Origin of the sequence: Paenibacillus lemnae (assembly GCF_012933385.1) — a bacterium.
GTDB lineage: Bacteria > Bacillota > Bacilli > Paenibacillales > Paenibacillaceae > Paenibacillus_AQ > Paenibacillus_AQ lemnae.
The window spans coordinates 13,934-40,118 of record NZ_JABBPN010000016.1; the positions used below are offsets into that span (position 1 = coordinate 13,934).

The 26,185-nt window shown below is 49.7% G+C and carries 19 protein-coding genes; 16 read left to right on the forward strand and 3 right to left on the reverse strand.

Annotated features, from left to right (window positions below; genetic code table 11):
- From HII30_RS15770 to HII30_RS15815, 10 genes are all read left to right on the forward strand, one after another.
- Nucleotides 1–912, forward strand: a complete 912-nt coding sequence (locus HII30_RS15770) for a carbohydrate ABC transporter permease (RefSeq protein ID WP_169506009.1) — start codon at nt 1–3, stop codon at nt 910–912.
- 83 nt (nt 913–995) lie between these two features.
- Entirely contained in the window at nt 996–2,687 is a 1,692-nt protein-coding gene (locus HII30_RS15775) for an ABC transporter substrate-binding protein (protein WP_169506010.1), read from the forward strand.
- 61 nt (nt 2,688–2,748) lie between these two features.
- Nucleotides 2,749–5,151 (forward strand): glycoside hydrolase family 95 protein, encoded by a 2,403-nt coding sequence (locus HII30_RS15780; protein ID WP_169506011.1) that lies wholly within the window; start codon nt 2,749–2,751, stop codon nt 5,149–5,151.
- Nucleotides 5,144–7,171 (forward strand): beta-galactosidase, encoded by a 2,028-nt coding sequence (locus HII30_RS15785; protein WP_169506012.1) that lies wholly within the window; start codon nt 5,144–5,146, stop codon nt 7,169–7,171. The genes HII30_RS15780 and HII30_RS15785 overlap by 8 nt, the downstream gene beginning before the upstream one ends.
- Nucleotides 7,172–7,382: 211 nt before the next feature.
- Nucleotides 7,383–8,528 (forward strand): GntR family transcriptional regulator, encoded by a 1,146-nt coding sequence (locus HII30_RS15790; RefSeq protein ID WP_246246526.1) that lies wholly within the window; start codon nt 7,383–7,385, stop codon nt 8,526–8,528.
- Nucleotides 8,529–8,817: 289 nt separating this feature from the next.
- Complete coding sequence (locus HII30_RS15795) at nt 8,818–10,071, forward strand: glycoside hydrolase family 125 protein (RefSeq protein ID WP_169506079.1); 1,254 nt, start codon at nt 8,818–8,820, stop codon at nt 10,069–10,071.
- Nucleotides 10,072–10,159: 88 nt separating this feature from the next.
- Nucleotides 10,160–11,539, forward strand: coding sequence for an extracellular solute-binding protein (locus tag HII30_RS15800; protein ID WP_169506013.1), 1,380 nt, complete (start codon nt 10,160–10,162; stop codon nt 11,537–11,539).
- Between the two features lie 68 nt (nt 11,540–11,607).
- Nucleotides 11,608–12,474, forward strand: a complete 867-nt coding sequence (locus HII30_RS15805) for a carbohydrate ABC transporter permease (RefSeq protein WP_169506014.1) — start codon at nt 11,608–11,610, stop codon at nt 12,472–12,474.
- 23 nt (nt 12,475–12,497) lie between these two features.
- A complete protein-coding gene (locus HII30_RS15810; protein ID WP_169506015.1) occupies nt 12,498–13,322 on the forward strand; it encodes a carbohydrate ABC transporter permease in 825 nt (274 codons plus the stop codon).
- Between the two features lie 19 nt (nt 13,323–13,341).
- Complete coding sequence (locus HII30_RS15815; protein WP_169506016.1) at nt 13,342–16,110, forward strand: alpha-mannosidase; 2,769 nt, start codon at nt 13,342–13,344, stop codon at nt 16,108–16,110.
- Between the two features lie 100 nt (nt 16,111–16,210).
- On the opposite strand, the gene HII30_RS15820 is transcribed toward HII30_RS15815, so the two are convergent.
- Both HII30_RS15820 and HII30_RS15825 read right to left on the reverse strand, forming a co-directional pair.
- Nucleotides 16,211–17,839: a response regulator gene (locus tag HII30_RS15820; protein WP_169506017.1), complete on the reverse strand. Its 1,629-nt coding sequence runs from the start codon at nt 17,837–17,839 to the stop codon at nt 16,211–16,213.
- Entirely contained in the window at nt 17,817–19,646 is a 1,830-nt protein-coding gene (locus HII30_RS15825) for a cache domain-containing sensor histidine kinase (RefSeq protein ID WP_246246527.1), read from the reverse strand. The genes HII30_RS15820 and HII30_RS15825 overlap by 23 nt, the downstream gene beginning before the upstream one ends.
- Before the next feature lie 128 nt (nt 19,647–19,774).
- On the opposite strand from HII30_RS15825, the gene HII30_RS15830 reads away from it, so the two are divergent.
- The 3 genes from HII30_RS15830 (at nt 19,775) to HII30_RS15840 (ending at nt 22,863) form a co-directional block, all read left to right on the forward strand.
- Nucleotides 19,775–20,656 (forward strand): carbohydrate ABC transporter permease, encoded by an 882-nt coding sequence (locus HII30_RS15830; protein WP_169506018.1) that lies wholly within the window; start codon nt 19,775–19,777, stop codon nt 20,654–20,656.
- 29 nt (nt 20,657–20,685) lie between these two features.
- Nucleotides 20,686–21,504 carry a carbohydrate ABC transporter permease gene (locus tag HII30_RS15835; RefSeq protein ID WP_425496003.1) on the forward strand — a complete coding sequence of 273 codons (819 nt, stop codon included), beginning with the start codon at nt 20,686–20,688 and terminating at the stop codon, nt 21,502–21,504.
- 75 nt (nt 21,505–21,579) lie between these two features.
- Nucleotides 21,580–22,863 (forward strand): ABC transporter substrate-binding protein, encoded by a 1,284-nt coding sequence (locus tag HII30_RS15840; RefSeq protein WP_169506020.1) that lies wholly within the window; start codon nt 21,580–21,582, stop codon nt 22,861–22,863.
- A gap of 132 nt (nt 22,864–22,995) precedes the next feature.
- Here the strand turns inward: HII30_RS15840 and ymzB are convergent, their stop codons facing one another.
- Nucleotides 22,996–23,331, reverse strand: coding sequence for a protein YmzB (ymzB, locus tag HII30_RS15845; protein ID WP_169506021.1), 336 nt, complete (start codon nt 23,329–23,331; stop codon nt 22,996–22,998).
- Between the two features lie 160 nt (nt 23,332–23,491).
- On the opposite strand from ymzB, the gene HII30_RS15850 reads away from it, so the two are divergent.
- The 3 genes from HII30_RS15850 (at nt 23,492) to HII30_RS15865 (ending at nt 26,165) form a co-directional block, all read left to right on the forward strand.
- A complete protein-coding gene (locus tag HII30_RS15850) occupies nt 23,492–24,424 on the forward strand; it encodes a hypothetical protein (RefSeq protein WP_169506022.1) in 933 nt (310 codons plus the stop codon).
- A complete protein-coding gene (locus tag HII30_RS15855) occupies nt 24,408–24,995 on the forward strand; it encodes a hypothetical protein (protein ID WP_169506023.1) in 588 nt (195 codons plus the stop codon). The genes HII30_RS15850 and HII30_RS15855 overlap by 17 nt, the downstream gene beginning before the upstream one ends.
- Nucleotides 24,996–25,370: 375 nt before the next feature.
- The gene (locus HII30_RS15865) at nt 25,371–26,165 is read left to right on the forward strand and encodes a sulfite exporter TauE/SafE family protein (protein WP_169506025.1); all 795 of its coding nucleotides are present in this window, start codon (nt 25,371–25,373) and stop codon (nt 26,163–26,165) included.
- Nucleotides 26,166–26,185: the final 20 nt, after the last annotated feature.

Sequence of the window (26,185 nt, forward strand, 5' to 3'; positions counted from 1 at the left end):
ATGGCTAGATCCACAGTATTTAAACCAACATTGGGAGACCGGATCTTTGATATAGCGAATTACACCTTCATGATTGTCGTTCTGATTGTGACGCTGTATCCGTTCCTGAACGTGCTTGCGATTTCATTGAACGATTCGGTAGATACCGTCCGCGGCGGCATCTATATCTGGCCCAGAGAGTTTACACTAGAAAACTATGTTCAAATATTTCAATATGAAGGCCTGCTGACCGGTGCAAAAATTTCCGTTCTTCGGACACTGGTTGGAACACTGCTCGGCTTGATCAGCGGTTCCATGCTGGGATACGTATTAAGCCGCACCGAATTCCAGGGAAGAAAATTCATTTCCGTGTTTCTGGCCTTGACCATGTACTTCTCAGGCGGATTGATTCCAGGCTTTATCCTGATCCGAGATCTGAACCTGATGAATACATTCCTGGTTTATGTCATTCCGGGTATGGTCAGCGCATTCAACGTTTTCGTCATCCGTTCCTTTATCGACGGTTTGCCGTACTCTCTTCAGGAGTCGGCCAAGCTGGACGGCGCGAATGATTTTACAATTTACTATAAGATCATTCTTCCGCTCTGTAAGCCGGTGCTGGCGACCATAGCATTGTTCCTGGCCGTAGGCCAGTGGAACTCCTGGCTGGACACCTATCTGTACAACGGCCAATCTCCGCATCTGACCACACTTCAGTTCGAATTAATGAAGGTGCTCTCGAGTACGCAGGGCACGGGGGGATCCGCTGCTGCAGTTGCTCAAGGCAATATGGCTGAACTGGTGAAGCAGGTGTCGCCGGAGGCGATCAAGATGGCTATTACGATCGTCGTCACGGTTCCCATTCTTCTGGTATATCCGTTCCTGCAGAAGTATTTTGTCAAAGGTATGACTCTAGGGGCGGTAAAAAGTTAATTCTTGGTATCAACAGGGTGACCTGTTATACAATATAGTTTTCATTTTCATTATATCAACTTATGAAATAGGGGGTAAGATCAATGAAATTTAAAAAGAAAACATCCATGCTGCTGGCCCTGACGATGGCAGCTAGTATGGTCCTATCGGCTTGCGGCGGAAATGAAGACGGTGCAAGCAGTACTGAAACGCCGGCTGAGACAGAGACAAGTACAGCGCCAATCACATTCAGCTTTTACGGTGCGGACCAGAACCCGAATTGGAACAACATGCAGGATGCAGTCGGCAAGAAAATTACGGAAGCAACCGGCGTAAGCCTGCAGGCAGAGTTTTCTGTAGACGGCTCCAATCAGAAGCTGCCGCTGCTGGTAGCTAGTGGTGAGTATCCAGATCTGGTATGGCCTAAAGGCGATGCGAACCTGTTCGTAGATGCGGGGGCGTTTATTGATCTGACAGACCTGATTGAAGAGCACGCACCGAACATTAAAAAAGTGTACGGCGATTACATGAATCGTCTGAAATGGAACAACGAAGATGAAGCGATTTACGTACTTCCTACATTAAATGCAGTCGGTCATGAAGCTCTTGATGCAGGAGGTACGTTCCAGATTCAGCATGAAGTGCTGAAGGAACTCGGCTATCCTGAAATCAAGACCGTTAAAGATTATGAGAACGCCCTGAAAGAATACTATGATAAGAACAAAACAATTGACGGCCAGCCTACGATTCCACTGACACTGAATGCAGATGACTGGAGAATTATGATTTCCGTAACAAACCCTGCATTCCAGTCCACTGGCGCTCCGCAGGAAGGTGAATTTACGATCGATCAAGACACTTATGAAGCACAGTATCACTATAAGCGTCCAGAAGAAAGAGAGTACTTCCGCTGGCTGAACCACATGAACGATATCGGATTGTTGGATAAAGAAACATTTGTCCAGAAGACAGACCAATATGAAGCCAAAATTTCCTCCGGCCGTGTGCTTGGTTTGATCGATGCAGAATGGGGCTTTGGAAACGCAACGAATGCACTGCGTACAGCTGGCAAGGAAAACCGTACGTATGCACGTTTTCCGGTACAGCTTGATGAAACGACAAAAGATACTGCTTTTCAAAGTGCAGGTTATGCTTCTGGATGGGGCGTAGGTATTACGACATCCTGTGAAGATCCGGTTCGTGCGATTAAGTTCCTGGATTACCTGGCATCTGACGAAGGACAGGTTCTGCTGAACTGGGGTATTGAAGGCGAACATTATAATGTAGAAGACGGTAAGCGTGTTATTCCTGACGATGTTCAGGACCGCAAAATCAACGATCAGGCTAACTTTGCCAAAGAAGTAGGTATCGGTCTCTACGCGAACCTGGCTGTTCGTTACGGTGATGGTGTTCAGGATCCATCCGGCAACTACTATACAACCAATTATCCTGAACTGATTCAGAAAAACTACACTGCTGTTGAAAAAGAAACGCTCAAGGCATATGGTGTAGAGATGTGGAAAGATCTGTGGCCAAGCAAGGACGAGTTCAAGGAAAAGCCATGGGGAGCATCTTATCTGATTTCCTGGCCGTCAGACTCCAATATTAACGTGATTAACAAAAAAGTAGAAGAAATCACACGTAAACGTATTCCGGAGATCATTCTGGCGGATCCGTCCAAATTTGATTCCCTGTTTGACAGCTTCCTGGCGGAGCTGGATAAAGCAGGAGCAGAAGAGGCGGAAAAAGGATTCACCGAGCTTGTGAAAGAGCGAGTAGAACTGTGGAATAACTAACATCTTCATAGGAAGGGGCCAGCGAATAGCCGGCCCCTTTGCTTTATGGAAGGAGGCAGGAATGACATTGACTGTACAGGAGCAAATGACGGAGAACCATCTTTGGTACAGTAAACCCGCGGGGATTTGGGAAGAGGCGCTTCCGTTAGGAAATGGACGGTTAGGTGCGATGGTCTTTGGAGGTGTGCCGGAAGAAAAAATTCAATGGAATGAAGATACACTGTGGTCGGGATATCCCCGCGATATGCATAACTACGATACGGTTCGGTATCTGGCTAAAGCGAGGGAGCTGTTGGCGTCTGGGCAGTATCTTCAGGCCGAGGAGCTGATCGAGCAGCGCATGCTGGGACAGCACGCGGAAGCCTTCCTTCCGCTGGGTGATCTGATGATCAGACAGGCAGGTCTGTCTCTGGAAAATGTAGAAGATTACCGCAGATCGCTGGACCTGAGCCGGGGGATATCGAAGGTCGTTTTTTCATCCAATGGTGTGCTGTATACCCGGGAGATGTTCATCAGTGCGGTAGACAAGACAGCTGTGCTGAAATACAGCTGCAGCGACGGCAGCACGATGAATTTGGAGGTCGAGTTAAGCTCTCCCTTAGAGCATGATGTTCGAGGCTCGAAGAACGGATTAGTAATGAGCGGCCGGGCACCGATACATATTGCGGACAACTATCTCGGTGATCATCCACAGCCTGTGCTGTATGAGGAAGGTTTGGGACTGAAGTTTAACATGCTGCTGAGCATTGAAAGGGATGGAGGGAGGCTTGACGTCCAGGACGGGAAGCTGTTCATTACCGGCACAGCCAGTGTGACATTCCATATCGATGCCGCCACAGATTATGCCGGATACGATAAGATGCCGGGCAGCGGAAGTGAGCTGCCGGAGGCCGTATGTGCTCGAAGAATCAAGGAAGCGCAGCAGCAGGGGTATGACAACCTGCTCCGGCGGCACCTTGAGGACCACATGAATATGTTCCATCGCGTGGAGCTGAAGCTGGGAAGTTCCGCGTCATCTGTGGACATGCCAACTGATGCGCGTCTGCGCGCTTATTCGGAAGGCGCTGAAGATCATGGGCTGGAAGGGCTTATGTTTCAATACGGCCGTTATTTACTTATGGCCAGTTCACGTCCTGGAACGCAGCCTGCCAATCTGCAGGGGATCTGGAATCACCATGTTCAGCCGCCCTGGGGCAGCGGATTTACGACGAATATCAATCTGGAAATGAATTATTGGCCCGCTGAAATCACCAATCTGAGTGAATGTCATGAGCCCCTGATTGCCATGATCGGCGAGCTGAGCCAAACGGGAGCCCGCACAGCCCGCATCCATTATGGCTGCAGAGGTTGGGCCGCCCATCACAATGTGGATTTATGGCGAAAATCGACGCCGAGTGATGGCAAAGCTTCCTGGGCGTTCTGGCCGATGAGCGGAGTGTGGCTGTGCCGTCATGTATGGGAGCATTATATATTCCAGCCGGATCTGGACTACCTGCGGGGGACAGCATATCCGCTGATCAAGGGCGCTGCACTGTTCTGCCAGGATTGGCTCATTGAGGATGACAACGGAAGGAGGATCACAAGCCCGTCCACATCACCGGAAAATCTGTTTCTGACCCCGGAAGGGGAGCCCTGCAGCGTATCCGCCGGTTCTACAATGGACATGGCGCTGATCCGTGACCTGCTCCGCCTAGGAATCCAGGCTTCAGACATGCTGGACTGTGATGGTGAACTGCGAAGAGAATGGGAGGCTATTGTGTCCAGCCTGGCTCCGTACAGCATTGACGGGGACGGGAAACTGATGGAGTGGCTGGAGCCTTTCCGTGAAGGCGAGCCGGGACATCGTCATGTATCACATCTGTACGGAGTTTACCCCGGAGAGGACATTACGATGGAAGAAACACCGGATCTAGCTGCAGCAGCGAGTGCATCCCTGGCTTCCCGGCTGAACCACGGAGGCGGCCATACGGGGTGGAGCTGTGTATGGCTGATCAATCTGTATGCCCGCCTTCAAGATGGCGAGGCGGCTTATGACTATGTCCGCACTTTGCTTACCCGTTCTGTCAATCCGAACCTGTTCGGGGATCACCCGCCGTTTCAGATTGACGCGAATTTCGGGGGAACGGCAGGAATGGCGGAAATGCTGCTCCAAAGCCAGAATGAAATCATCCGCCTGCTTCCGGCACTGCCTCAAGCATGGCAGGAAGGAGCAGTACGGGGGTTAAAAGCGCGCGGAGGCTTTACCGTGGATATGAAGTGGAGTGAAGGGCATTTGAGCTCGGCAGCGATCATATCCACACATGGCGGAATTTGTACGATAAGCGGGTCAGAACCATTGTATATAGAAGGGTCAGATGGAAAATGTAAGGCAGAAGGCCGGATTTGCAGGTTTGAAACATTTTCCGGCGAATCGTACAATGTGTTCATACATTCTAATCACGAGGAAGTGAAGAACAATGATTAATGAAAAACTGCCAAAAATGTGGTACGGCGGGGATTACAGCCCTGAGCAGTGGGACGAAGAAACCTGGAAAGAGGATGACCGCCTGTTCAAGATGGCGGGCATCGATGTCGCGACCGTTAATGTATTCTCCTGGGCTTTGAATCAGCCGGATGAGGATACATATGATTTCGGCTGGCTGGATGAGACACTGGATCGTTTGTACAAGAATGGTGTTTATGCTTGTCTTGCTACCAGCACGGCAGCACACCCGGCCTGGATGGCACGGAAATACCCCGATATACTGCGGGTGGATTATGAAGGACGTAAACGGAGATTCGGCGGACGTCATAATTCTTGTCCGAATAGCCCCACATACCGCAAATATTCGGCAGTTATGGCCCGGAAGCTGGCGGAAAGATATAAGGATCATCCTGGGCTGCTGATCTGGCATGTATCTAACGAATACGGCGGTTACTGCTATTGCGACAATTGTGCATCCGCTTTCCGGAAATGGCTGGAGCAGCGCTACGGGTCGCTTGAGGCAGTCAACAAGGCATGGAATACCCGTTTCTGGGGCCACACGTTCTATGATTGGGATGACATTGTGGTGCCGAACGCGCTGAGTGAGGAGTGGTCGGGCAATCGCACGAATTTCCAGGGCATTTCGCTGGACTACCGCCGTTTTCAATCGGCAAGCCTGCTGGAGTGTTACAAGATTGAGCGGGACGAGTTGAAAGCGGTCACTCCGGATATCCCGGTTACGACGAACCTGATGGGCTTTTATCCGGAACTGGATTATTTTGAGTGGGCTAAAGAGATGGACGTCATTTCCTGGGATAACTACCCTTCGCTGGACACGCCGGTCAGCTTTACGGCCATGACCCATGATCTCATGCGGGGATTGAAGAGCGGTCAGCCCTTTATGCTGATGGAACAGACACCCAGCGTGCAGAACTGGCAGCCTTATAACTCTGCCAAGCGTCCCGGCGTTATGCGGTTGTGGAGCTACCAGGCTGTGGCCCGTGGAGCCGATACGGTCATGTTCTTCCAACTGCGGCGCTCCATCGGCGCTTGTGAGAAATACCATGGCGCGGTCATAGACCATGTGGGAACCGAACAGACCCGCACCTTTAAGGAATGCGCAGAGCTGGGAACAGAGCTGCAGCAGCTGGGAGATACACTGCTGGATGCTCGTGTGGATGCCAAGGTTGCCATTATATTTGACTGGGAGAACCGCTGGGCTTTGGATTTAACGAGCGGTCCGAGCATTGCGCTTAAATATGTGGACGAGGTTCATAAATATTACGGCGCCTTATTTGATCTGAACATTCAGACCGATATGGTCAGCGTAGAAGAAAACCTGAGCAGCTATGATGTCGTTATTGCTCCAGTCATGTATATGGTGAAGCCTGGATTTGCGAAGCGGGTGGAAGAGTTTACGGCCGCAGGCGGAACCTTCCTGACGACCTTCTTCAGCGGCATTGTGAATGAGTGCGATCTGGTTACGCTGGGCGGCTATCCGGGTGAGCTCCGCAATCTGCTCGGGATCTGGGCTGAAGAAATTGATGCACTGCTGCCGGGTCACAGCAACCGCGTGGAAGTCACCTCGGAACAGGGTCAGCTGAAAGGCTCCTATGAATGCGGCATATTGTGTGATGTCATTCATACAGAGGGAGCAGAGGTTATCGCGCAATATGGTGAGGATTATTATAAAGGTACGCCGGCGCTTACCGTGAACCGCTTCGGCAAAGGAAAAGCATGGTATGTCGCAACGAGCCCGGAAACCGGAATGCTGAAAGATCTGCTGGCTGAAATCTGCAGAGAGCACGGCATCGAGCCAGTTCTGAATGCTCCGGCTGGAGTGGAAGTGTCGAGCCGTACGAAGGAAGGCCGTACTTATACATTTGTGCTTAATCATCTTGCGGAGGAGTCAAGCGTTCCTTTGAACGGAGAACGGTTTAAGGATCTTCTGAGCGGTGAGGAGGTCCTGGAGTCACTTCAGGTGCCTGGCCGTGGTGTAAGAATCCTGGAAAGATTATAAAGGTGCCTGCCAGGGGTGTAGAAACATAGAAGTTAGAAAGCGGTAGAGCCATATCGGTTCTGCCGCTTTTCCATTTATGGTATAAAACGTTTACATGGTTAATAAAGCGATAAACAAAGAAATTCGCTTTAGATCTTCACAAACCTAATATACCATGATATATTAGGTTAAAATATGCGCAGTAAATAGGTTTTCGTGGAGGTGCTTCAATTTGGCAGGTGAATCAACATCGGGTCCGATGTATGAACAAATTTTTGAAGCTTTGAAGGAGAGGATCCTTCATCATAAATATAAAGTAGGGGACAGAGTGCCTTCGGAGAAGGAACTTTGTGATGAGTTTGGAGTCAGCCGCATTACATCGAAGAAAGCGCTTGAAATGCTGGCGGCGGAGCAGCTGATTATCCGTCAGCCCGGCCGGGGATCTTTTGTAGCTGACGGTTCGGGAGAGCCTGTGCAGAAGATAGTGCCGCAGCCGGCAGGACGGGGCAGAAAGAACAAGCTTTTGATCGGGCTTGTCATCACTACCTTCAGCGATATGTACGGAACAGAGCTGATCTACGGTATGGAGGAGGCCTCTAGGGAGCGGGATTCATTCCTTGTCATCCGGCGCTCTTTCGGCATTCCAGAACAGGAAGACCGGATGATTCAGGAGCTGCTGGAGCTCGGTGTGGACGGACTTATTATTTTCCCGGTTCAGGGAGAGTTTTTTAGTGCGGAGATCTTAAAGCTTGTCATTGAAAAATTCCCGTTTGTACTCATTGACCGTTACCTAAAGGGGATCCCTGCTTCTTCTGTCATAACCGACAACATAAAGGCAGCCAGGGAAGGGACGGAGCATCTGCTCTCCTTAGGACACCGGAACATCGCATTTTTAACACAGCCGCCCGCTAACACAACGGCGATCGAAGAACGGATTGAAGGAATCCTTGAGGTTTACGCTGAGGCTGGGATTCCTGCGTCCAGGGAATTGTGGTATGAATCGCTGCTGTCCTCGCTGCCGAATGTATTCGATCCCCAGGCACGACGCCGGGATGTGGATCATCTGGTAGAACATCTGAAGAGTCATCCTGAAATCACAGCTTTATTCGCGGCTGAGTACCATATTGCTATGCTTGCTGTAGAAGCGGCAGAGCAGCTGAAGCTTCGGATTCCCGAAGACTTGTCCCTGATCTGCTTTGACAGCTCCGAAAGTGTGGAGCATTGTGAAATTACCCATATGCGCCAGGATCAGTTCCAGATGGGCAAGAAAGCCTTCGAGATGGTAGTGGATATGCAGAAGGGGGAAACCGCTGTCCAGCGTATTCAGCTTCCTGCCAGTCTAGTGACCGGGAACTCTACTGAAACAGTAAGAAAATAAACCATGAACCACAAGTTTTGAAACGAAAAACAGGTCAGGATACATCCACTTATGGATTCCTGGCCTGTTTTTTTATGCTGTGAAAATGAAATGTATACCATTCATGATAAATGTTATGTCATAACAGATTATGTTAGATATTTAATACCATTTATTTTAACTAAACATATTGACATATTGTTATATTAGGAATAGGATGGTGAAAGCGATTTAAATTCAACAGCATGAACAAGGGGGTACTCATTTGACATCTCAGAATACTAGCGCTATTCCACACTCGATCGTCCATATGATACAGACGGTGAAGGACAAGCTTCCAGATGAGCTTAAGCTTACGGAAATGTTTGAAAACTGTTTCAAGAATACGATCCAAACCACGATTCAGCGGCATGATGATGGTACAACTTTTGTGATAACCGGTGATATTCCGGCCATGTGGCTGAGAGATTCGGCAGCGCAGGTTCGTCCGTATCTGGTTCTTGCGAAGGAAGATCCGGAGATCGCAGAGATGATTGCCGGATTGGTCCAGCGTCAGATGGCATACATCATTCTTGACCCGTATGCAAACGCTTTTAATGAAACTGAAAATGGAAAAGGGCATCAGGATGATGTCACAGACATGACGCCATGGATCTGGGAGCGCAAATATGAAATTGACTCTTTGGCTTATCCGATTCAGCTCAGCTATCTGCTCTGGAAGAACAGCGGTATGACCTCGCAGTTTAATGATACGTTCCGCCAGGCAGCACAAGAGATTATCAAGCTTTGGCGTGTAGAGCAGCATCATGAAACGCAGTCTCCTTATACGTTCCAGCGATTGAATGCGCCTGCAACCGATACGCTGGTCAGGGAAGGCAAGGGCAGTGAGACCGCCTACACCGGCATGACTTGGTCCGGCTTCCGTCCAAGTGATGACTGCTGTGAATACGGTTACCTGGTTCCATCCAACATGTTCGCCGTGGTAGCGCTCCGCTATCTGACCGAAATTGCGGAAACGGTATACAAAGACACACAGCTGGCAGCGGATGCAGCTGCACTGGCAGAAGAAATCAACAAGGGCATCCAGGAGTACGGCGTTGTAGATCATCCGGAGTATGGAAAAATCTATGCTTACGAAACAGACGGCATGGGCAGCTATAACCTGATGGACGATGCTAATGTACCAAGCTTGCTGGCACTGCCATATCTGGGCTACAGCGATGAGAATGATGAAATCTATCTCAATACACGAAAGTTTATTTTAAGTCAGGATAATCCATACTTCTATCAAGGCAAGGCCGCAAGCGGGATCGGCAGTCCGCATACACCGGAAGGGTACATCTGGCATATCGCACTGTCGATGCAGGGACTTACCTCTCCGGATAGAGAAGAGAAGGCGCGTCTGCTTCAACTGATTCAGGATACGGATGCGGGGACAGGACTTACTCATGAAGGCTTTTCTGCGGATGATCCTCATGAGTTTACACGCCCATGGTTCTCATGGTCCAACATGCTCTTCAGTGAGCTGATCATGGACTACTGCGGAATTACCGTTCAGAAATAAATACAGGCGGACTGCTGCCTTGCAGACTGCCGCGCAGGTTCAATTTAATTAAGGAGCCCACAGGGCCCTTTTGAGGGGGATACTATTCATGAAAACGAATAAACTGAAATCTTCTTTAATGATTGCCATGACCTCTTTGCTTGTACTTACTACAGCTTGCTCCAGCGGCGGAAGTGACTCCGGTCAGTCTGCTGACGGCAAGAAGAACGTTACGATCTCGTTCCGCTCCACCGGCTCGGATGATTCTCTGGCGAAGTTTTTCAAATCCGGCCTGGTAGAGAAGTTTGAAGAAGAAAACCCGGATATCAACATTGAAATCGCTCCGGTTCTCGCCAGTGAAGGTGATTACACATCCAAAATGGTGCTGCAAATGAAATCGCCGGATACGGCGCCTGATATTGTGGCTGAAGATACTTCGATTATTAAATCCGATGCGGCCGCAGGATATCTGGAACCGCTGGATGAGAAGGTGAAGGGCTGGTCCGACTGGAACGACCATATCATTGAAAATCTCAAATCCGGTGTTACCGGTGAAGACGGCAAAATTTATGGTGTGCCGGCTACATCCGATACCCGCGGTATCTGGTATAACAAAGAGCTGTTCACCAAAGCAGGACTTGAAGTTCCATTCCAGCCTTCCAGCTGGGAAGATGTATTGTCCGCCGCACGTACCATTAAAGACAAGCTGCCAGGCGTCACGCCGCTGAACATGATTGTCGGCAAATCGAGCGGTGAAGGGGTCACCATGCAGACACTGGAAATGCTTCTGTACGGCACCGAAGATACGCTTTATAACGATGAAACCAAGAAGTGGGTCGTGAACAGTCCGGGATTGCTGGATTCCTTCAAGTTTATTGATCAAGTCTTTAATGAAGATAAAACCGGTCCGACGATGCAGGTAGCGTTGAACGGACAAGCTGGCAGTATTGCATTTGAACAGCTGTTTCCTCAGGACAAGCTCGCGATGGCGGTAGATGGCAGCTGGGCAGGAACGACCTGGTCTGAGAACGGTGCCGCCCCGATCGAAAATGCGGAAGAGAAAATGGGCTTTGCCCCATTCCCAACGCAGGACGGTCAAGAGCCTGGATCGACAACAATGTCTGGCGGATGGGCATGGTCCATTCCAGCCAATGCCAAAAATAAAGAAGAAGCTTGGAAGTTCCTCGAGTTCCTAATGAACAAGGAAAATGCAACCGCTCGTGTTGTCGCAGAAGGAAGTCTGAGTCCGCGTGATGATTCGACTGACGTCGAAGGTTATACAGACCGTCCGTTTGTAGAAGAAGCACAGGAACTGCTGAATGTAGCACACTTCCGTCCGGCTAATGATCAGTACGCTGCGGTGTCTGCACAGCTGCAAAGTATTGTAGAAGGCATTGCTTCCGGCAAGCTGACTCCTGAACAGGGCGTTCAACAACTAAAAGATAACGTATCCCGTACATTGGGTGCGGACAGCATAGAAGAGAAGTAAATGTGATCCGAACCCGGGGGAGGCTATGACGCAGATCCCCCTTTTCGGGTTGGAAGGGAGTGTAACGTATGAAGAGGAAAGGCCCCGGTGCCTATTGGTTTTTAATGCCGTCTGTTTTACTGCTGCTCATATTCTTCATCGTTCCGATTATATTAACCATCGGTTTTGCCTTTACAAACATGGCATTAACCGGATCGGCAGCACAGAATCTGGAGTTTGTCGGTTTCCAGAACTTTGTAAATATGTTTCAGGATCCTGATTTTCGCATCAGTGTATGGCGGACGCTGACGTTCCTGATATTCTCCGCCGTCATCGGCCAGGTCGTGCTTGGATTCATTCTTGCATTGCTGATGAAGGAGAAGAACATGACGTTCCGCCGGATTATCGGTCTAATCGTAATTGCCGGCTGGGTGACGCCGGAGATTGTAGTCGCCTTCTGTATGGTCGCTTTCTTCAGTGATAACGGTTCCTTGAACCAAATCCTCGGATGGTTTGGCGCGAACCCGGTATCCTGGCTGTTCAGCTTCCCGATGGTCAGTGTCATCATTGCGAATATCTGGCACGGAACTGCATTTTCCATGATGGTATACCAATCGGCGCTGGATGAAATTCCAAAAGATATCGAAGAGGCTGCGGTGATCGACAGTGCAACCAACTTCCAGATTCTCCGGTATATCACGATTCCAATGGTCAAAGGCTCTATTGTCACGAACATGATGCTGGTTACGCTTCAAACCCTGGGCGTATTTACGCTCATTTATACGATGACCGGCGGTGGTCCGGGAACATCCACGAACACGCTGCCTATATTCATGTATAACCAGGCGTTCGTGAATTATCAATTCGGTTATGGCACAGCTATCTCACTTGTGCTCTTATTTATCGGCATCATTGCCAGCCTGTTCTACATGCGGTCAATGAAAGTCAAGGTGTAACATCGAAGGAGGTGCGTTGACGCATGGTCAAACATGGTGCATTACGCAAAGTTCAATACGGCATACTGGTCTTTCTCGGGATTTGCTTCCTGCTGCCGCTGCTGTGGATCATTCTCGCGGCCTTCGATCCCAATGCTCAGCAGGGGATTAAAGTGCCGGATACTTTTACATTGAAAAATTTCTCCGACGTACTGGGGGATCCGAGTAATCTGCGTTCCTTCGGAATCGGTATACTGTTGTCCGGCGGACAAGCTATTATTGTCGTCGTCGTTTCCGTGCTTGCAGCATACCCGCTGTCACGGTATGAGATGAGATTCAAGAAAAGCTTCATGCTTTCTATTTTGTTTATGACCGCGCTGCCGATTACGGCGGTGATGGTTCCTGTATTTCAAATGTTTCTGTTCTTCAAGCTTCAGAACTCTATCATTGCCACGATGCTGTTTCTGACATCCTCATCACTGCCTTACGGGATTTGGATGATGAAGAACTTCATGGATTCGGTTCCTATCGATCTGGAAGAAGCTTCATGGATGGATGGGGCGTCCGTCTGGACAGGGCTTCGCAAGGTAGTATCACCGCTGATGCTTCCGGGTATCGCTACGATTGCGATCTTTACATTCTCCGGCAGCTGGGGTAACTTCTTTGTTCCGTATATCCTGCTTCAGACTCCGGACAAGCTTCCGGCATCGGTTACGATATACCAGTTCTTCGGCAGCCACGGGATGGTGGAATACGGCAGGCTGGCGGCGTTCTCGCTGCTGTACACAATGCCATCCGTGATTCTGTATATTTTCTCCCAGCGTTATATGTCCAAGGGCTTCAGCATGGGAGGAGCAACCAAAGGTTAATCAAGGAGGTTTAAACGGCATGACAACCAAAAAGACGGCACACCTGATCTCGCATACCCATTGGGACCGGGAATGGTATATGCCTTATGAATATCATCACACCCTGCTGGTGGAGCTGATGGATCAGCTTCTGGATACGCTGGACCGTGATCCGGAGTACCGGTATTTCCATCTCGACGGACAGACAATCATCCGCGACGATTATCTTCAGGTTCGTCCGGAACAGCAGGAGCGGCTGGACCGCTACATCCGAGAAGGGCGGATTCAATTCGGGCCATGGTATATCCTTCAGGATGAGTTCCTGACCAGCAGCGAAGCGAATCTGCGGAATTTGCTGGTTGGCCACCAGGATGCTAAGCCATTCGGGGTCATTTCCAAGACCGGATATTTTCCGGATTCCTTCGGTAATATGGGGCAGGCTCCTCAAATTTTGCAGCAGGCGGGCATCGGCAATGCGATATTCGGACGTGGTGTAAAGCCGACAGGGTTTAACAATGCGGTCGTGGATGCGGACAGCTATGAATCCCCATATTCGGAGATGATCTGGCGTTCGCCGGACGGATCCGAGGTGCTCGGCATCTTGTTTGCGAACTGGTACTGCAACGGTATGGAGGTACCGAATGAACCGGAAGCGGCTAAAGCTTACTGGGACAAAAATTTAGCGGAGGCCGAAAAATTCGCTTCGACGCCGCATCTGCTCTTCATGAATGGCTGTGATCATCAGCCGATCCAGACCGATCTGGCGGAAGCGATCCGGGTCTCCTCCAAGCTGTACGCGGATGTAGAATTTGTTCACTCCAACTTTGACGATTATATCGAGGCTGTCAGCCAGAACGTGCCAAATGATCTGGCTGTCATTGAAGGTGAGCTGCGCAGTCAGCATACAGATGGATGGGGGACCTTGGTCAATACCGCTTCGGCTCGAGTCTACCTGAAGCAGATGAATCAGTTTGGCCAGACCCTGCTGGAAAAAGCTGCGGAACCGCTGGCCGCATTTGCACAGCTGGCCGGTGTCAAAGAATATCCTCACCATCTGTTTACCTATGCTTGGAAAACGCTGATGCAGAATCATCCGCATGACAGCATCTGCGGCTGCAGTGTAGATGAAGTACACCGTGAAATGGTGACGCGTTTCGCCAAGAGCAGGCATACAGCTGAGATGATTATTTCGCAGAGTGCCAAGGCCATTGCCGGAGCGGTTGATACGCAGCAGTCCAAGCATTGGGGTGAGGACTCCGTACCTTTCACGGTGTTTAATACGAGCGGCTGGAACCGGAGCGGAGTCATCGACATCGATCTGATACTGGACAAGAAGTATTTCCCTGAAGGACCGAGCCCTGCGGCACTTGCTTCGGACCTCGAAACACAGGAGTTTGGAGCGTATCAAGTTGTGGATGAACATGGTTTGGTGTACCCGGCTCATATACAGGACCTTGGAGCACATTTCGGTTACGAGCTTCCTAAAGACCGTTTCCGCCAGCCGTATATGGCAAGAAAGGTTCGCGTAACCTTCCTGACATCAGATGCAGCGGCACTGGGATACCAAACGTTCGCGCTGGTGAAGAAGGATGATGCAGCTGCAGGCCGTAATGTGGATGCTGTCCAGGTGAACGGGACAGTCATGGAGAACGGGAAGCTGATCGCAAGCGTGGAATCAAACGGCAGTGTGACGGTTACTCATAAAGCATCAGGCAAGGTATTTGCAGGCTTGAACGTGTATGAGAACACCGGGGATATTGGCAATGAATATGTCTACCGTCAGCCGGAAGGCGAGAAGGCATTAACGACGGAGCATCTGAAAGCGGAAATCTCGGTGGTGGAGCAATCGCCTTATCGTGCAGTCATTCAAAGTGTACTGCGTTGGGACATCCCTGCGGGTGCAAATGAAAGGTTTGAGTATGAGAAGCGTGTTATGGTTCCGTTCACAGAGCGAAAGGCACAGCGGATGGAGACAACAGTACCGCTGGTTCTGACCACCACATATACGCTGGAAGCAGGCAGCGATATGGTGAAAGTGAGAACAAGCTTCAATAACCAGGCGAAGGATCACCGCCTGCGTGCGCTGTTCCCGACCGATCTGGCAAGCGATGTCCATTATGCCGATTCCATCTTTGAGGTGGCGAAGCGCAGCAATGTACCAGCCAAAGAATGGATTAATCCAAGCAATGCCCAGCACCAGCAGGCTTTCGTGCACGTCACGGACGGAGATGCCGGCCTGGTTGTTGCGAACAAAGGATTGAATGAATACGAAGTGCTGCTGGATGGTCGGAATACGATCGCGGTTACGCTGCTTCGGGCATCGTCCGAGCTGGGAGACTGGGGTGTGTTCGAGACTCCGGAAGCCCAGTGCATCGGAGAACAGAGCGTGGAGTATGCAATCATCCCGCAACAGGGAGATGGTGCGGAATCCGGTGCTTACGCTGAGGCTTATCAATTCCCGGTTCCGTGGACAGCGGTTCAGGCTGGTACGCTGGCAGATCATTCAGAGAATGCCGATGCAACTGAAATCAGCCTTCCTCTCTCAGGCCAATGGCTCAAATGGAACAGCGAAGGCTCTACTCTGGCATTTTCTACACTGAAAATGTCTCAGGAAACCGGTGATGTCATTGCACGCTGGTTCAACCTCGGCGCCGGGTCGGCTGTTCTGGATGCCGAACCGGCATTCCATACCGTGAACGTCTATGAAAGTGATGTGCTGGAGCGCCGCGGCAGTGAGCTGCGTGGTACCAAGCAGGAAGCCGGTGGCTATAAAATCGTCACCCGTTCATATCAACCCCAAACCAGATAAAGATCATATCAGTCACCTCGGACCAAGTCCCGGGTGTCTGCCAAAAGGGCCGTCCACCGTAAAGCTTCTACGGTAGACGGCCCTTGCTGTAGTTCAGGCTTTAACCAGACTGGCTGGCTTTCCGATAATCGTTAGGCGATAGTCCCTCATGCTTCTTGAATACAAGGCTGAAGTATTTCTCGTTTTTGAACCCGACCGTTTCCGCAATTTTGGATATTTTCATATCCGGGCTCCGAAGCAGCACCTTAGCTTTAGCAGTGCGGATTCGGTTAATGTACTCCGGTATGTTAATGCCGTGTGTCTGCTTGAACTTGCGCGACACATATTCCCGGCTGACATGGAACTGGGCGGACAGATCATATAAAGACACATCGCTGGCATAATGGTGATCGATATAGGAGGTAATATCTTGTATCAATTCGCCGCCCTCCGGTTTCAGAGACTGCAGTGTCCGTGACATAAGAAGCAGCAATTCTTCCCAGTAATCCTGCCAATCCTGGAGATGCAATCGGTATCGATATGGATCTGGAGCGGTAAACTCCGCCGCAGCCTGCTGGTATTCAGCAAGGAGAGGATCAGCCGCCGAAGGGGATATTTCATACGGCAGTCCCGTGAGAAAGCGCTCAATGTCCCGATTCCACTGCTTCAGCATTTCCGGACTGATCCGTCCGGATTTTCGTATGTCTGAAGTCCAAGCCTGTACAGCCTCCCGAATCACGGTCTCCTGTCCGCTCAAGACGGCCAGTCTCCATGCATCCTCGGTATGACTGAATGGAAGCTGAGGAAAGCGTCCTGTGTCTTCCGGTCTCTCTGCAGAATGAATATAGTGATTCATCTCCAGCAGGTTGCGTGTCCCGAGGACCGCGTTGACTTGCCGGTACAGCTTCGGTATTTCATCGAGACTATGCCCGGGGGAGCTGAGTCCAAAATGCATGCGGCGTCCAAGTGTATTTTCCATGCCTTGATTAATCTGTTCCAGCAATGAAATTCTGGTTTCCGGGTGTCCCCACATCAGGAATATGATGTGGTTTTTGACGCCAGGGTACCGGAAGGCGAGACCGCGGGAGTTCTCCTGCAGAAATTCGTTGCAAATATTCAGCAGCGCAAACATCAGCAGATCCCACTGATTCCCAAAACGTTGAAATAAAGCTTGATCCGAAACATCAACCTGAAGCACGCCAAGACTTATTCCGGTAATATCAGCCGGGATAATCCGGTCATCCTGCAGCCTGCGCATGGTTTGGGCCTGGGCATGTTCATCCTCAATAAGGGCAGACAGAAGCCGCTCAGAATAAGCTGGCCGGTATTCGTTCACCTGTACATTCTGGCGCTGGGCGGCCTGCCGTTCCTCTTCCTCACTGTGCCAGATGCCGGCTGCTTTGGCTACGGCGGAGTTGATCTGTTCTTCATCCACCGGCTTCAAAATATAATCAAGCCCATTGTACCGCAGTGTGCTGCGGACATAGTCAAAATCATCATGGCCGCTGATGACAAGAAACTTGGTGGATGGGGTGTGCTCATTCATCCATTCCATGAGATCCATCCCGTTTTTTAAAGGCATCATCATATCCAGCAGCACAATATGCGGTCGAAGCTGCGGAATCAGCTCCATCGCTTCCATGCCATTTTTCGCCTCATGGACTTCCGTAATCCCGTGCTCCTCCCAATGGACAAGCAGACGGATGGCTTTTCGAACGCGGCTCTCATCATCCACGATCAATGCTCTCAATGCGTTCACCCCCTGTATACATCCTCATCGTGACACGAAAACCGCCCTCGGCGACGTTATCGACCCGGAACCCTGCTTCCCCTCTGTAGAACAATTTCAAGCGGGTGAGCGTGTTCAGCAGGCCGATGCCTCCTTCGCTGTCCGATGTTCCTTCCTCGAAGACTTCCAATTGCTCTATATCCAAAGCTTCAATCTCCTTCAGCTTATCCTGCAGTTTCATTAAAGCAGGCTCCGGCATGGAGCGGCCGTTATTTTCGACGGTGATTTCCAGAGCAGATCCTGAATGCCATCCCGACCGGATACCAATCACATTTTGATCAGAAAGCGGATCCATCCCATGTTTGAAGAAATTTTCAACCAGGGGCTGAATCAGCATTTTAGGTATTAACAATTCACGAGTCGAGTCTTTCACATCGTAAAGGATGTGGAACTGATTCTCAAATCTTTCCTTCTGCAGCTCGATATAATCCTCTACGTGCTTCAGCTCGGTCGCCAGTGTTACCGGCTTGTCCGTATTGTACATACTGTAACGCATCATCCGTGCCAGTGCAGAGATCAGCGAGTAAATCCGTTTCATGTTGTGCTCCAGTGCCAGTGTCCCTATGGTCTGCAGGGCATTGTTCATGAAATGCGGATTAACCTGGGCCTGTAATGCGCGAAGCTGGTTGTTGCTGTTCGCCAGCTTGAGTTTATATTCTCTCAGAATCAGATTATTGATGGTATCCATCATGCTGCTGAAACGGCGGTGCAGGATGCCGATTTCATCCTTCCTGTCTGACTGGACGTCCACGGTCATATTTCCGCTGCGAACCTGGCTCATCAGACCGACCAGTCCCCGAATCGGCTTGGTTACATAGACGGATACCCAGATGGAGGCCCCTATAATGAGAATCAGAGAGAAGGCCAGCAGCAAAATATTGATCAAGGCTGCTTTGTCAGCACTTTGCAGCAGATAGGAAGATGGAATTTCCTTTACGATCGTCCAGCTGCCGGATGGGGCGGCAATAGGCTCATACAGATAGATATGCTTATTCATTTCAAAATGGCCCTGGCCTCCGCCTGAATCCAGAACACGGCCAGCCCAGGACTGTTCTGCCCGGCTTCCGATGACGCTTTCATTCCCGGAGTACAGAACCATGCCGTCCTCGTTCATAATGTAGAGCTGTTCATGATCAGGCTGATAGAGCTGACTGCTGATGCGGGAAAAGAAAGTGAGATCTACGTCGATGGCGAGTATACCTAGCTGCTCCGTGGAAGGGACTCTTTCGATAGACCGGTATAAGGTAAAGACTTTATGCTCCGGCTGATAAGAATGGGAAAGCTGGAAACCATACGTATGAATAGGATGGGGAGTCTGGAACTGCAGACTTTGGTTTTCCAGATCCGGAGTGTCCTTGTATAAAGGATAGCCGGTTCCTTTTTTTACAACGCCTTGGGCGTACAGGGAAGATTCCTGTCTGGATGGGATATACAAATAGACCTGCATGATATCATTCACGGATTGGGCAATGGTCTGCAGGGTAGCGGACTGCCGCCCGCTGGCCCGGATATCCTCTTGACTGTAGGTCAAGCTTCGGAAAAATTCAGGATCCGAATATACAATCAGGGAGCTGCGATCTAACTCCTCCAAATCGTTTTCAAGATTCAGACTTCCCTGATACAGGAGGTTCTGGTTTTCTGTAACTGCCCGTTCCTTCATGGAGCCTGTGGTCATGACATAACTGATCATCATGGAGATCAGCGTCGGGATCACAGCAGCCAGGATCATAAAGACGATGAGTTTACTTCGCAAGCTGTTCCAGTTCAATATGGTTTCACCCGCCGATCAATTTTCTATACCATTTAGTTCACATGAGGTGGTAGTCCCCGGTTCCTAATCTTAGCATAATTGAACTATAGAAAAGCAGCAGAGTTTTTTTGGAGGGGGGAGCATTCATGAATAACAAGAGATGGGCCGGCTTGGCGCAGCAGACAGTATATATCGGTCCGGCGCTGCTGTTCTTCGCCATAACGATTATTATTCCTTTTGTCATGGGGATGTATTATTCATTTACAGACTGGAACGGGGTATCCGGTACGGTGACCTGGGTCGGGCTGGATAACTTTAAACGGATGTTCACTAATGACGATGCCTTTTTGACATCCTTCTGGTTTACGACCAAATTTACGATCGTGGGTGTCATTTTAACCAATCTGGTCGGATTTTTTCTGGCTTACTTTTTGACCAAAAATATTAAAATGAGAAACTGGCTTCGGACCGTGTTCTTTATGCCGAACGTGATCGGCGGTCTCCTGCTCGGTTTTATCTGGCAGTTTATTTTTATCAAAGGTTTTGCCACTGTGGGGGAGGCAACTGGCATTCCGTTCTTCCAGCTCCCTTGGCTGGGGGATGAGACCACAGGTTTCTGGGGAATCATCATGGTGTTTGTGTGGCAGTCCTCAGGTTACCTCATGGTTATCTACATCGCCTCAATCACTAATGTGTCCAAAGAGGTGCTTGAAGCAGCCGAGATTGACGGGGCCAGCCGGTTCCAGGTCCTTAGAAGCATCATCGTGCCGCTGATTATGCCGGCGGTGACCGTGTGTCTCTTCCTGGCGATCTCCTGGTCGTTCAAAATGTTCGACCTCAACCTGTCACTGACTAAAGGGGGCCCTTACCGGTCTACGGAGTCACTGGCCATGAACGTATATGATGAAGCTTTTGTTAAAAACCGTTATGGTTTGGGTACGGCGAAATCTCTGGTCTTCTTCCTGGTCGTGGCTGCGATTACGCTGGTTCAGGTACGTCTGACGAAGAAAAGAGAGGTGGAGGCGTAATGAAAACCAAAACCAGATCCAAATCAGCCATGTCGATTTCGGACATTATTGTCCAAGTCCTCATGATGCTGGCTGCACTGATCTTCCTGTCTCCGTTTTATTTCCTGCTTGTCAATTCGGTAAAGACACTGGGTGACATTATGGTGAATGCGGCGGACTGGCCGGCGCAGTTCCACTGGTCTAACTATAGTAATGCCTGGAAAATGACCCGCTTCCCGGAAGCGTTAACAAACTCGCTGATCATTACGATCATCAGCAATCTGCTGATCGCTTTGTTCAGTGCGATGGCAGCATACCGCCTCGTGCGGGCGAATACAGGACTCAACCGCTTTATCTTTATGATGTTTGTATCGGCAATGGTCATTCCCTTTCAGTCGATTATGATTCCCTTGCTGAAGGTGATCGGCTGGCTGGGTGTCACCAACAGCATGTTCGGCCTGATCCTCAGTTATATGGGGCTCGGTATCCCGCTGTCCATCTTCCTGTTCCACGGGTTCGTTAAATCGATCCCGCTGGAGATTGAAGAGGCGGGCACGGTGGACGGGGCATCCTCCTACGGCGTATTCGGACGGATCGTACTGCCCATGCTGAAACCCATGCTGGTTACGGTCATTATCCTGAACTGTTTATGGATCTGGAATGACTATCTGCTTCCGTCCCTGATTCTGCAAAGTCCGGAGCTGCGGACGATTCCGCTGGCCACCTTTGCTTTCTTCGGTCAATATTCCAAGCAGTGGGACATCGCGCTTCCGGCGCTAGTGCTCGGGATTACACCGATCATTATTTTCTTCCTGTCGCTTCAAAGGTATATTGTTGAAGGTGTCGCGGCAGGTTCTGTTAAAGGCTGATCATGGCCTGCGGCATAAGATTCATTTGGTTTTCCTTGCAAGAACATATATAAAACATTATTAGGGGGTAAAACAATGAAAAACTTCAGATTGACACTGGCACTGCTTCTGGTGTGTTCCATGTTCCTCTCGGCCTGCGGCAGTTCTGGCGGCAGTGAAGGTGAGAATGGAAATGCCGCATCCGGAGAGAAAAAGAAAGTTACGGTATTCCAGTTTAAAACAGAGATCGTAGATGGGCTGAACGAACTGAAAGTCGAGTTTGAAAAAGAATATCCGGACATTCAGCTGGATATCCAGACGGTAGGCGGCGGTGCCGATTACGGTGCGGCGCTGAAAACGAAATTCGCATCCAACGATGCGCCTGATATTTTCTCCAACGGCGGGGATGCTGAAATGGAAATGTGGCTGGATCATCTGGAAGATTTATCAGATCAGCCTTGGGTAGATGATCTGCTTGAACTGACGAAAGAACCGATGACGAAAGACGGTAAAGTATATGGTATGCCGATGAACCTGGAAGGCTGGGGTTACATCTACAACAAAGATTTGTTTGAGCAAGCAGGCATTACGGAGCTGCCTAAGACATACTCCGAGCTGGAAGCTGCAGCGAAAAAGCTTCAAGAAGCCGGAATTACTGCATTTGCTAATGCCTATCAGGAATGGTGGCTGCTTGGAACTCAGGGTGTGAATCCTGCTTTTGCCCAACAGCCGGATCCGAACGCATTTATTCAAGGCTTAAATGAAGGAACAGAGAAAATCACGGGTAACGAGAAATTCGAGGAGTGGGCCCGCCTGCTGCAGCTGACGCTGGATTATGGCAATAAAAATCCGCTGACAACAGATTACAACACGGCAATCTCCTTGCTGGCCACAGAAAAAGCCGCGATGATGCAGAACGGGAACTGGGCACAGACAGAAATTGATGCCATCAACCCGGATTTGAACCTGGGCTATCTGCCAATGGCGATGGGTGACAACGCTGAGGAAAATGACAAGCTGAATGTCGGCGTACCGGCAAACCTGGTTATCAACAAGAACTCTGACGTTAAGGAAGAGGCAAAAACCTTCCTGAACTGGCTGGTAACTTCCGATATGGGTAAGGAATATATCGTGCAGAAGTTCAAATTCATCCCGGCTGTCACGACCATTGATGCGAAACCGGAAGATATGGGTGACCTCGGTGCAGCTGTATGGGAATATGTACAGGCTGAGAAAGTACTGGGCAGACAGTCTGCCAAGTTCCCTGACGGGGCAGGTCAAGAATTTGCAGGAGCAATCCAGGCTTACTTGGCAGGTAAATCCGATACGAATAAAATGCTGGAAGACATGCAGGCAACATGGGATAATCTGAAGAAATAATATGGATTATGAGCTCCATAAATATTAATATCAAACAGCCGTCCCCGGCAGGTTAAGAACCTGCCGGGGACGGCTGTTTGACGTTGTTTTGAAGTCTGGCACAGATATTCTTTCCTTGGCTGCACCGAGAAACTACACCGAGATCGTATAGACACCGCGGCCGTTCTCAAGAGTGACCTGCTGCTCCTGCACGTCGGTCCGGGTCAAATTTTCTACAGGGATGGTGAATGTCCCGGCAGGCAGAGGGGCTTCCTCGGTGTCGGTCACGATGACTCCGGAGCCGCGCAGCAGCAGCACCTGGCAGGCCAAATAATCGTCGATGCTGCAGTTGTCTCCGTCTTGAAGCTCGACAGAGTCCACCGTAAGCCGGATCTCGTCCAGATCGTCCAGCTCGCGCTTTTGAATCGTAAGCTCCTGCTGCTTATGTGCATTCAGCCATTCGGATACCTCTTTTAATGAATGATTCAAGGGTCTCACCCTCCTCCAAGTATGAATAGATCGTACCTGTAATCATTACCCAAAACAGCGGCGATTATTTCTTATGCTTCTAAAATCCAAACTTCGGGCCTGTACATCGTGTTAGTATAACAAGGAGCAAGTTCATGAAATGCGTCAGGAGGGAAGACAATTGAAGAGAACCTGGATGGCCGCTGGCATCGCGGTCTTGGCTGCAGCCATCAGCTGGACTTGGAATCTTTGGCACTATCATCAGAATCAGCTGGGAGAGCCCCTTTTTCTAGATCATCATATTGACCTCCAGAGACAAGGATTCTTTGACCTGTATTATCTGGAGGATCTGAATACAGAGCACAAAGTCATGCAAGTCAACTTTCCGGATAACCCGGAATTGAAAGTACAGCATCGTATGCCATCGTGCAACGCTTATACTTATCAGCAGCTCTGCAGTCTGGGTATTGTGTCGCATACGGAGATAGAAGTGCAGGATACCGCTTCGAACCAAGCGAAAGCAGACGCCAAGCCGCTTGTGGTTCAGGTGATGTTCACCGACGGAGCCAGCAAAATCATAGAGACGGGAACCATCCGCCAACTGCCTGGAAATGAAAATAACGACATGCCAGTAAATCATACCTCTTCAGGCTCATCAAGTAATGGAACAGGTTTCAGCTCTTTGCATGCAGATCGTCCGGTTCAATGGGTGGATGCCGCACTTCAGAATACTTCCCTGATCGAGAGCGGGAAACTGGATGTCTATGCGGAAATATACAATAATCATGTACGTCCGGAGTTATACAGTTACGGACATCATGGGGGTGTTGATCCTTTAGATCCGAAAGAGGAAGGGCAGCGGCTGGAGGAGCTGCAGTTCCCTCTTAGTCTGAACAAGGGAGATGCCATCCAGATTCGTTACCGGATCAATCGGAATAAATTTGAACCAGATGAGGTTTATTACACATTCCTAAGGATGACTTTCCAGGACGTGAAAGGGGAAGGGACATGGGAAGATGATGTTGTCCATGTGAACAGGTATCCAGACCTCACGAACACAGATGTTCGTGAGTTGGTGAAAGAGAGGAGATCTGCAAATGAGAAAGGCTTGTAACCAAACAGCCTGGGGCTTGATCTTCCTTCTTCTGGATATACGGATTGGATTCCTGGATATCCTGCCGGATCTCATTGGCGTGATCCTTATACTTGCAGGCCTGGGCCGGCTGAAACAGGAACATACCTATTTCTCTACCGCGTGGATCATGACGTGGCTGCTGCTTCCCCTCAGCATCACTGAATGGTTTATATTCGTAGACATTCCGCTGGGCAATGGGTTGGATCAGATTCCTGCAGCCGCATTAGTGCTCCAGGTTACTGGAGCTCTGGTCCGGTTAACTGTGCTGTACACGATATGCCGTGCTGTCCAGGTGATGGCAGAGAAACAGAGGAAGATTATGCTGAGGAATGCCGCAAAGCTGCGCCTGCAATGGTATTTGTTTTTTGAAGGGGGCTGGCTTATTGTCATGCCGTTCGGATTTAATATGGATGCCAATGATTTTACACTTATGTTCATGGGTTTTGCTGTTGGCCTTATCGCTTCAACCCTGGCTGTCATTCTGCTGATCCGAAAAAGCGGGAACATCCTGAAGAGCACGCCAAAGCATAAAATCGATATCAGGGTTTGATCATGCGAAATGCCATTCGCGGTGCGCACAATAAAGAAGATATGGTAACATAATAGGAGTGTCAATATTGACATGCATTTACTTGTTTTGCGGGTCGGGCTTATATTTAATCGTAACACCCAGCTGGGTGAAAGTTTCTTCGGCATAATGGTGATCCGGACAGTGCTTAGTCATAGACATATGATCATGGCTGGTTAGAAGCTTTTGCTGGCATTCAGGACAGCGGTCTTCAAACAAAAGTTTCAGTTTACTGAGCACAGGATACACCTCGCCTTTTCCGATGACTTTACTTGGTATTATAGAGCATCATGAGCTCTGCGTACAGAACTATTATTTTCTTTTTTTATGAAAAAATAACGAATGGGGCTCTTCATCATGCTTACACTACATATTGTGATGATTCTAATAGGACTCATCGGAGCGTTTTTCTCCGGTCTGCTCGGTATTGGGGGAGCCATTATTAATTTTCCCATGCTGCTGTATGTGCCAGGCTGGTTCGGGCTTGAAGGATTTACAGCCAAGGAAGTAGCGGCGATCAGCATGCTTCAGGTATTCTTCGCTTCTCTCTCGGGTATGCTCTCCAACCGGATCAGTGCAAAAGGAGGAACGTCCCTTATTCACAAAAAGCTGGTGATTCAGATGGGAGTTTCCATCTTAATCGGCAGTCTGGCAGGCAGTATTTTCTCTGTGCTGATGAATAGTGCGGCCATCAATATGGTTTATGGCGTGCTGGCTGTGATTGCCGTCATTATGATGCTGATCCCGACCCAGGCTTCCATCGAGAACAAATCATTGCACGAGGTAACCTACCCTGTATTGACTGCGGTAACTGCTGCTTTTCTGGTGGGCTGTGTTTCGGGGATTGTGGGTGCCGGCGGTGCTTTTATTCTTATTCCTATTATGCTGAGTGTGCTGAAGATTCCTGTTCGGATTACCATTGCCTCTTCACTAGCGATCGTGTTTATGTCAGCTGTCGGCGGGGTTGTCGGTAAAATTGCGGCAGGGGGCATTCCTCTCTGGCCTGCTGTTTTCGCGGTAACAGGCAGTTTGCTGGGCGCGCCGGTCGGCACTTATCTTAGCCGAAGGCTGAATATAAAACTGCTGCGGTATGCACTTGTTTTGCTGATTGCTGTTACAGCTGTCAAGGTTTGGAGTGATATATTAAGTTAATAGGCTTTAAATAAAAGGGA